The organism is Curtobacterium sp. A7_M15 (assembly GCF_030705415.1).
In the GTDB taxonomy this organism is placed as follows: domain Bacteria; phylum Actinomycetota; class Actinomycetes; order Actinomycetales; family Microbacteriaceae; genus Curtobacterium.
The window spans coordinates 1-5,956 of the sequence record NZ_JAUZED010000161.1 but is presented as its reverse complement, the minus strand read 5'-3'; the positions used below and the strand labels follow the sequence as shown (position 1 = coordinate 5,956).

General features: G+C 72.8%; 6 protein-coding genes. 1 reads left to right on the top strand and 5 read right to left on the bottom strand.

Annotated elements, in window-relative coordinates:
• The 5 genes from Q7F20_RS17560 to Q7F20_RS17540 form a co-directional block, all read right to left on the bottom strand.
• The coding region (locus tag Q7F20_RS17560; protein WP_305741353.1) for a YafY family protein at positions 1-970 on the bottom strand (970 nt) is incomplete at its 3' end.
• Positions 963-1,988, bottom strand: coding sequence for a YafY family protein (locus Q7F20_RS17555; RefSeq protein ID WP_305741352.1), 1,026 nt, complete (start codon positions 1,986-1,988; stop codon positions 963-965). The genes Q7F20_RS17555 and Q7F20_RS17560, both read right to left, overlap by 8 nt.
• Before the next feature lie 71 nt (positions 1,989-2,059).
• Positions 2,060-2,989, bottom strand: a complete 930-nt coding sequence (locus Q7F20_RS17550) for a hypothetical protein (protein ID WP_305741351.1) — start codon at positions 2,987-2,989, stop codon at positions 2,060-2,062.
• 43 nt (positions 2,990-3,032) lie between these two features.
• Positions 3,033-4,115 (bottom strand): tRNA (adenine-N1)-methyltransferase, encoded by a 1,083-nt coding sequence (locus Q7F20_RS17545; protein WP_305741350.1) that lies wholly within the window; start codon positions 4,113-4,115, stop codon positions 3,033-3,035.
• Entirely contained in the window at positions 4,112-4,822 is a 711-nt protein-coding gene (locus Q7F20_RS17540) for an HAD family phosphatase (protein ID WP_305741349.1), read from the bottom strand. Before Q7F20_RS17540 ends, Q7F20_RS17545 begins: the two co-directional genes overlap by 4 nt.
• 159 nt (positions 4,823-4,981) lie before the next feature.
• On the opposite strand from Q7F20_RS17540, the gene Q7F20_RS17535 reads away from it, so the two are divergent.
• Positions 4,982-5,911 (top strand): proteasome assembly chaperone family protein, encoded by a 930-nt coding sequence (locus Q7F20_RS17535; protein WP_305741348.1) that lies wholly within the window; start codon positions 4,982-4,984, stop codon positions 5,909-5,911.
• Positions 5,912-5,956: the final 45 nt, after the last annotated feature.

The window sequence follows — 5,956 nt, the reverse complement described above, 5'->3', positions numbered from 1 at the left end:
AGTCGGCGGCCAGGGCCGCCGCAGCGAAGTCGCGCACCGCGGCCCGTGCGGCCGGCGGGTCGAGCACGACCGCGCGACCGGGCAGACCCGCGACGAGCCGCACCACCCCGTCGAAGCCGTTCGACGCGGCGAGCCGGATGCGCACCCGACCGTCGGCGTCCGGCGCGTCCGCGGTGTCCGCGAGGAAGTCCGCCACGAGCGGCAGCGACGACGAGTCGAGCTCGACGGTGACGATCACGTCCTCGGCGGCCTGCTGGAACAGCGTGTCCGGGATCACCACGTCGTCGATCGACTTCTCCGCCGGGCGGTCATCGACCCGCACCCCGGACATCCGGTCCAGCCGGAACGTGCGGAGGGCCTGTCGGTCGAGGTCCCACGCGCGCAGGTACCAGTCGGTGTCGATCGACTCCACGCGCAGCGCGTCGACGCGGCGCGTGCTCCCCTGGGTGCGCGGCCCGGCGTACTCGAACGCGAGCCCACGACCGTCGGCCATCGCGCGACGGATGGTCGCGAGGGCGACGTCGTGCAGGTCCTGGCCGACCGCGACGTTCGCAGCCGCGCCGCCGGCCCCGCGGGACAGCTTCGCCATGAGCGCGCGGATCGCGTCGCGGTCGGCGGCCTCGGGCAGGGCGGACAGGTACTGCAGGCCGGCGATGAGTGCTGATGCCTCGCGCGCGGAGAGCCGCGGGGAGTCGTCGATCGCGACGAGGTTCGTCAGGACGATCATGTCGTTCTGGTCGAAGTCGTCCCAGGCGATGTCGAACAGGTCGCCGTGCTGGTACTGCATTGTCTCGCCGGGGACGCCCGAGACGGCGATGAGCTCGACGGCGCGTCGGATCCGGGTCTCGGGGACGCCGAAGTGTCGGGCGGCCTCGGCGACCGAGACGCGCTCGCGGTCGATCAGGTACGGCACGAGGGCGAGCAGGAACGCGAGCTTGTCCTGCGCCTGGAGCGGCTGCTGCTCAGCCACGGGCTTCCCCCTCGTCGTCGTGGTCGGCGACGAGCGCGCGGAGGCGGTCGGTCACCCGTCGGCGCAGGTCGTCGGGCTCGAGCACGCGCACCTCGGGACCGAAGGCGGCGAGCTCCTCCGCCAGGATCTGGGGGTCGACGTGGTGCAGCACGAGCACGCCGTCGTCGTCGGTCTCGGTGTCGCGCCGGCGGGCGAGCCGGCGTTCGGCGTCCGATCCCGGCGCGACCCGGATGCGCGCGGTGCGAGCCGCCCAGATGCGCTCGAGTTCCGCCAGCGCCCGTTCGCCCGCGCCCGCCGGGGCCGGGTGCTGCCCGACCTCGTACTGCGCCACCGGTCCGATGATCCGGGAGAGCAGGTAGTTCTTCTCGCTGTCCGTCGCGAACTCGTGCGCGGCGAGCATCCAGCGGCCGCCGTGCTGCACGAGGGCGAGCGGTGCCACGTCGCGCCGACGCGGCTCGTGCTGCCCCGGTGTGATGTAGTCGAAGCGGACCGCGGCGGAACGGTCGAGGGCCGCACGCAGCGGTTCGAACGCTGCGTCCCTGGCCCGGAGCCGCGGGGCGTAGGCGTCGACGCCGAGGGCCCCGGCGCCGTCGTCCTCGGACCCGGCGGAGCGGACCTTGAGCAGACCACGGCGCGAGTCGGCGGAGAGTGCGCCCTCGCGCCAGGCCATCGCTGCGAGGGACAGGAGTGCGGATTCGTCCGGCGTGAAGCGGACGTCGAGGGGCAGGTCGTACTCGCCCTTCGGGATCCGGTACCGGAGCGTCTGGTTGTTGCCCGCGGCACCCGGTGTCTCGATCGTCTCGAGCGGGATGCCGAGCTCGCGGACGTCGTCCTTGTCACGCTCGAACTGGCGCTCCAGCGAGGCGTTGTCGCCGCCCGTGGTGAACCGCTGCCGGTAGCCCTGCACGTTCGCCAGGATCTCGGACTTCGTCAGCCCGGACTCCGTCGAGAGCAGCGCGAGCACCAGGCTGAACAGCCGTTCCTCGGCAGGCACACGGGGCACACGGGTCGCTGGCACGAGCCGATCCTACGGCAGCGCGGGTGCACCGGAGTGCACCCGCGCCGTGGTCGGTGGACGGTCCGGTCGGGTCAGGCGGAGATCTGCCCGAGGACGTCGATCACGTAGGCGTACGCCACACCCTGCTGGTGCACGATCGCGAGCACCTGGTCGCCGACGCGGTGCCCGACGATGGCGTTCCGGACCCCCTCCTGCACCTGGCCCTTGGTGAGCGGCACGGTCTGCGCCCCGGAGCCGTCGGTCCAGCTCGAACCCGCCACCGAGGGGTCGGCACCGTCGGTCGGCCACGAGACGGCCGTGTACTTGATGACGGCCGTGTCCTCGTCGGACAGCCGAGTGCCGTGCCCCTTGCGGAGCAGGTGCGTCTCGTCCGACTTCGGAGCGGACCACGAGGGGATCGTGATGCCGGGGGCTCCCGACGGCGCGAGGACGACGGCGGGCATGCCGTCGCCGGCGAGCTGCGGGGTCCCGGTGGCTCGGGCGTCGAAGGCCTTCTTGACGTCGATGACGGCGATGACGGCGTCCTCGGTCTTCTTCGACGTGCTGCCCGTGTCACCGGTGGTCGAGGAGCTCAGCGCACTCTTCGGCAGGGCGACCGCGAGGCGGTCCCCGACGTGTGCGCACTCGAGGGAGGCGCCGAGTGCGCCGTAGTTGTCGGCACCCGCGGTGATCGGCGCGGTCTGCCCGGAGTAGCCGCTGGTCTGTGCGACGTCACCGGTCGACCCGTCGACGAGCGTGTACTCGATGACGACCGGCGTGCCGTCCTCGATCTCGCGACCCTCGCCCTGTCGGAGCACCGAGACCTGCGTGCCCTTCGTCGTGAGGCCGCTCGGGATGCTGACCTTCGGCTCCTTGCCGAACGTGCCCGTGGCGGTGACCGCCTCGGACGCGGCACCGGGAGCGGCGCAGCTGGACGGCGTGGATCCGGCCCCGCTCGCCGCGCACCCGGTGAGTGCTGCGGCGAGGCCGATGGTGACCAGGAGTGCGGGGATGGTGCGCACGGACCCTCTTTCCGTTCGATGCAGGACGGGCACGACGCGTAGCCTACCGGGCCTCGTCATCAGGGCCGTCCGCGTCCGACCCGGCGGACCCGGCCTCGGCAGCGGCGACCTTGCGTGCCTGTGCCGCCGCCTGCCGTGCGACCTTGCGCAGCTTCTTGTCGCTGGCGGACCGCTCGCCGACGGCGCCGGGTGTCCAGGCCTCGACGTCCTCGTCGGAGAACTCCGCCTTGCCTGCGCGACGCTTCAGGTTCGGCGGCACGACGCCGTCGGCCAGCCGTCGGGCCGTGACGAGGAAGCCGGTGTGCCCGACCATGCGGTGGTCCGGTCGCACGGCGAGCCCCTCGACGTGCCAGGTGCGGACGAGCGTCTCGCTCGACTGCGGGTCCGTGAACCGCCCGGTGTCGCGGAGCGCCTCGGCCGTGCGGGACAGCTGCGTGACGGTCGCCACGTAGCAGACGATGAGGCCGCCGGGGACGAGGGCGTCCGCCGCGGCGTCGACGCACTCCCACGGCGCCAGCATGTCGAGGACGACCCGGTCGACGCTCTGCGGCTCGGCGGCGGCCGGCAGCTCGTCGACGAGGTCGCCGACGGTGACCGACCAGTTGTCCGGGACGGCGCCGAGGAACGTGCCGACGTTGCCGCGGGCGATGGCGGCGAACTCCTCGCGACGCTCGAACGACTGCAGCTGGCCGGTCGGTCCGATCGCGCGCAGGAGGAACAGCGAGAGCGCTCCGGAACCGACCCCGGCCTCGACCACGCGGGCTCCGGGGAAGACGTCCGCGAAGGCCACGATCTGGGCGGCGTCCTTCGGGTACACGATCGCCGCACCACGCGGCATCGACATCACGTAGTCGTTGAGGAGCGGGCGCAGCGCGAGGTACTCGTCGCCGGTGCTCGCCCGGATGACCGAGCCGTCCGGCTGCCCGATGACGTCGTCGTGCCGCAGGACACCGCGGTGGGTGTGGTACTCCCCGGCGACCTCGAGCGAAAGGGTCGTGAGCTTGCCCTTCGGCCCGGTCAGCTGCACGCGGTCGCCCGCGCGGAAGGGTCCGCGCGGCGGGGTGTGCGGTGCGCCACCCGCGGTGTGCGGCAGCGACTCGGTGGGGTTCGGCAGCGGGTCGGTCATCGTGCGACCTCCTGGGTGCGGGCGGCGAGGGCCGGGCCGGTCAGCTCGACGAGCCGGTCGACGTCGACGTCCGCGAGGGTGGTGAGGTGGACGTCGCCCCCGGCGATGTCCGACAGCGGGACGATGTGCTCCACGGCCACCGTGACGGCCCCGGAGGCCACCGCCGACGCCACGCCCGTCGCGGAGTCCTCGATCGCGACGCACGCGGTCGGGTCGACGCCGAGCTGCGCTGCGGCGGACAGGTAGGCGTCGGGGAAGGGCTTCGGGCGATCGACGTCGTCACCGGCGACGACGACCCGGAATCCGCGGTCACCGAGGGCCTCGGCGGCGACGAGCGCCATCTTCCGGCGGGACATCGTGACGAGGGCGGTCGGGATGCCGCGGTCGTGCAGGCCCTCGATCAGCTCGCGCGCTCCGGGACGCCAGGGCAGGTCTCCGTCGCGCAGGCGCACCATGACGTACTCGGTCATCCACTGGATGATCTCCTCGACGTCCATGTCGACACCCTTGTCGCGGAGGATCTCGCCGGAGCGCTCGAGGCCGCTGCCGACCAGGGCGAGACCGTCCTCGTGGGTCCAGACGACGCCGTAGCGGTCGGTGAGTTCGACCTGGGACTGCTGCCAGATCGGCTCGGTGTCGATGATCGTGCCGTCCATGTCCCACAGCACGGCTGCGGGCGGGACGAGGGCGGAGGGTTGCGCGGTCACGGGCGACGAGTCTACCGGGGCGGTCCGCCCGCGTTCCGCTCACCGCGGACGGGTGGACGCGCCCCGCTCCTCCGGCCCTATCCTTGTGGCTGCGAATGTCCGGTCGCGCGCGGCCCGCGAGCCGCCCGCGCCCCGCTCCACCACCAGGAGGTCCCGTCCGTGCCACAGCACTCCCCCTTCAGCGACGGTCGGCTGCTCGTCGTCGCCTTCGAGGGCTGGAACGACGCCGGAGAAGCGGCGAGCGGTCTCGCCAGGCGCATCGTCGAGTCACTCGGCCTCGACGAGCTCCGCGAGCTCGACGGTGAGCGGTACGTCGACTACCAGTTCAACCGCCCGAACGTCGGCACGGACGAGAACGGCGGCCGCGGCATACAGTGGCCGCGGATCGTCCTGTACGGTCCGGGTGCGGAGGGCCGCCCCGTGATCGGCGCCACCGGCTCGCCCTCCGAGCGCGACGTCTTCGTGCTCGTCGGCCCGGAGCCGTCCCGCACGTGGCGGGGCTTCTGCGCCGAGATCATCGACCTCGCCGACGTCTACTCGATCGACGCCGTCGTCTTCGTCGGCGCCATGCTCGCCGACGTGCCGCACACCCGACCCATCTCGGTGTTCGTGTCGAGCGAGAACGCCGGCGTCCGCTCGGCCTTCGACGTCGACCGCTCCTCGTACGAGGGTCCGACCGGCATCCTCGGCGTGCTCGCCGACGCGATGGACACCGCCGGCCTCACGACGCTGTCCCTCTGGGCCTCGGTGCCGCACTACGTGCACAACTCGCCGTCGCCCAAGGCCACGCTCTCGCTGCTCGACAAGATCGAGGAGCTCACGGACGTCACCGTCCCGCGCGGATCGCTGCTCGACGACGCGACCGAGTGGGAGGAGGGCATCGACGCACTCGCCGCCGACGACGAGGACATGGCGTCCTACATCGGCCAGCTCGAGCAGCAGCGGGACACGGTCGACTCCCCCGAGGCGTCGGGCGACGCCATCGCGCAGGAGTTCGAGCAGTACCTGCGCCGCCGCGAGCGCAAGGACGGCAAGGACGGCGGCACCGCCGGGGGCGAGGGGTTCCGCCCGCCGCCACCGCAGCAGTAGACGCGACCGTGTGACGGAGGGGAGGGGGGGTGCGGGGTGGCACCG

What these genes read in the sequence shown, in the direction of transcription:
- Q7F20_RS17545 (WP_305741350.1), bottom strand. Translation starts at nt 4,115, where the DNA reads ATGACCGACCCGCTGCCGAACCCCACCGAGTCGCTGCCGCACACCGCG.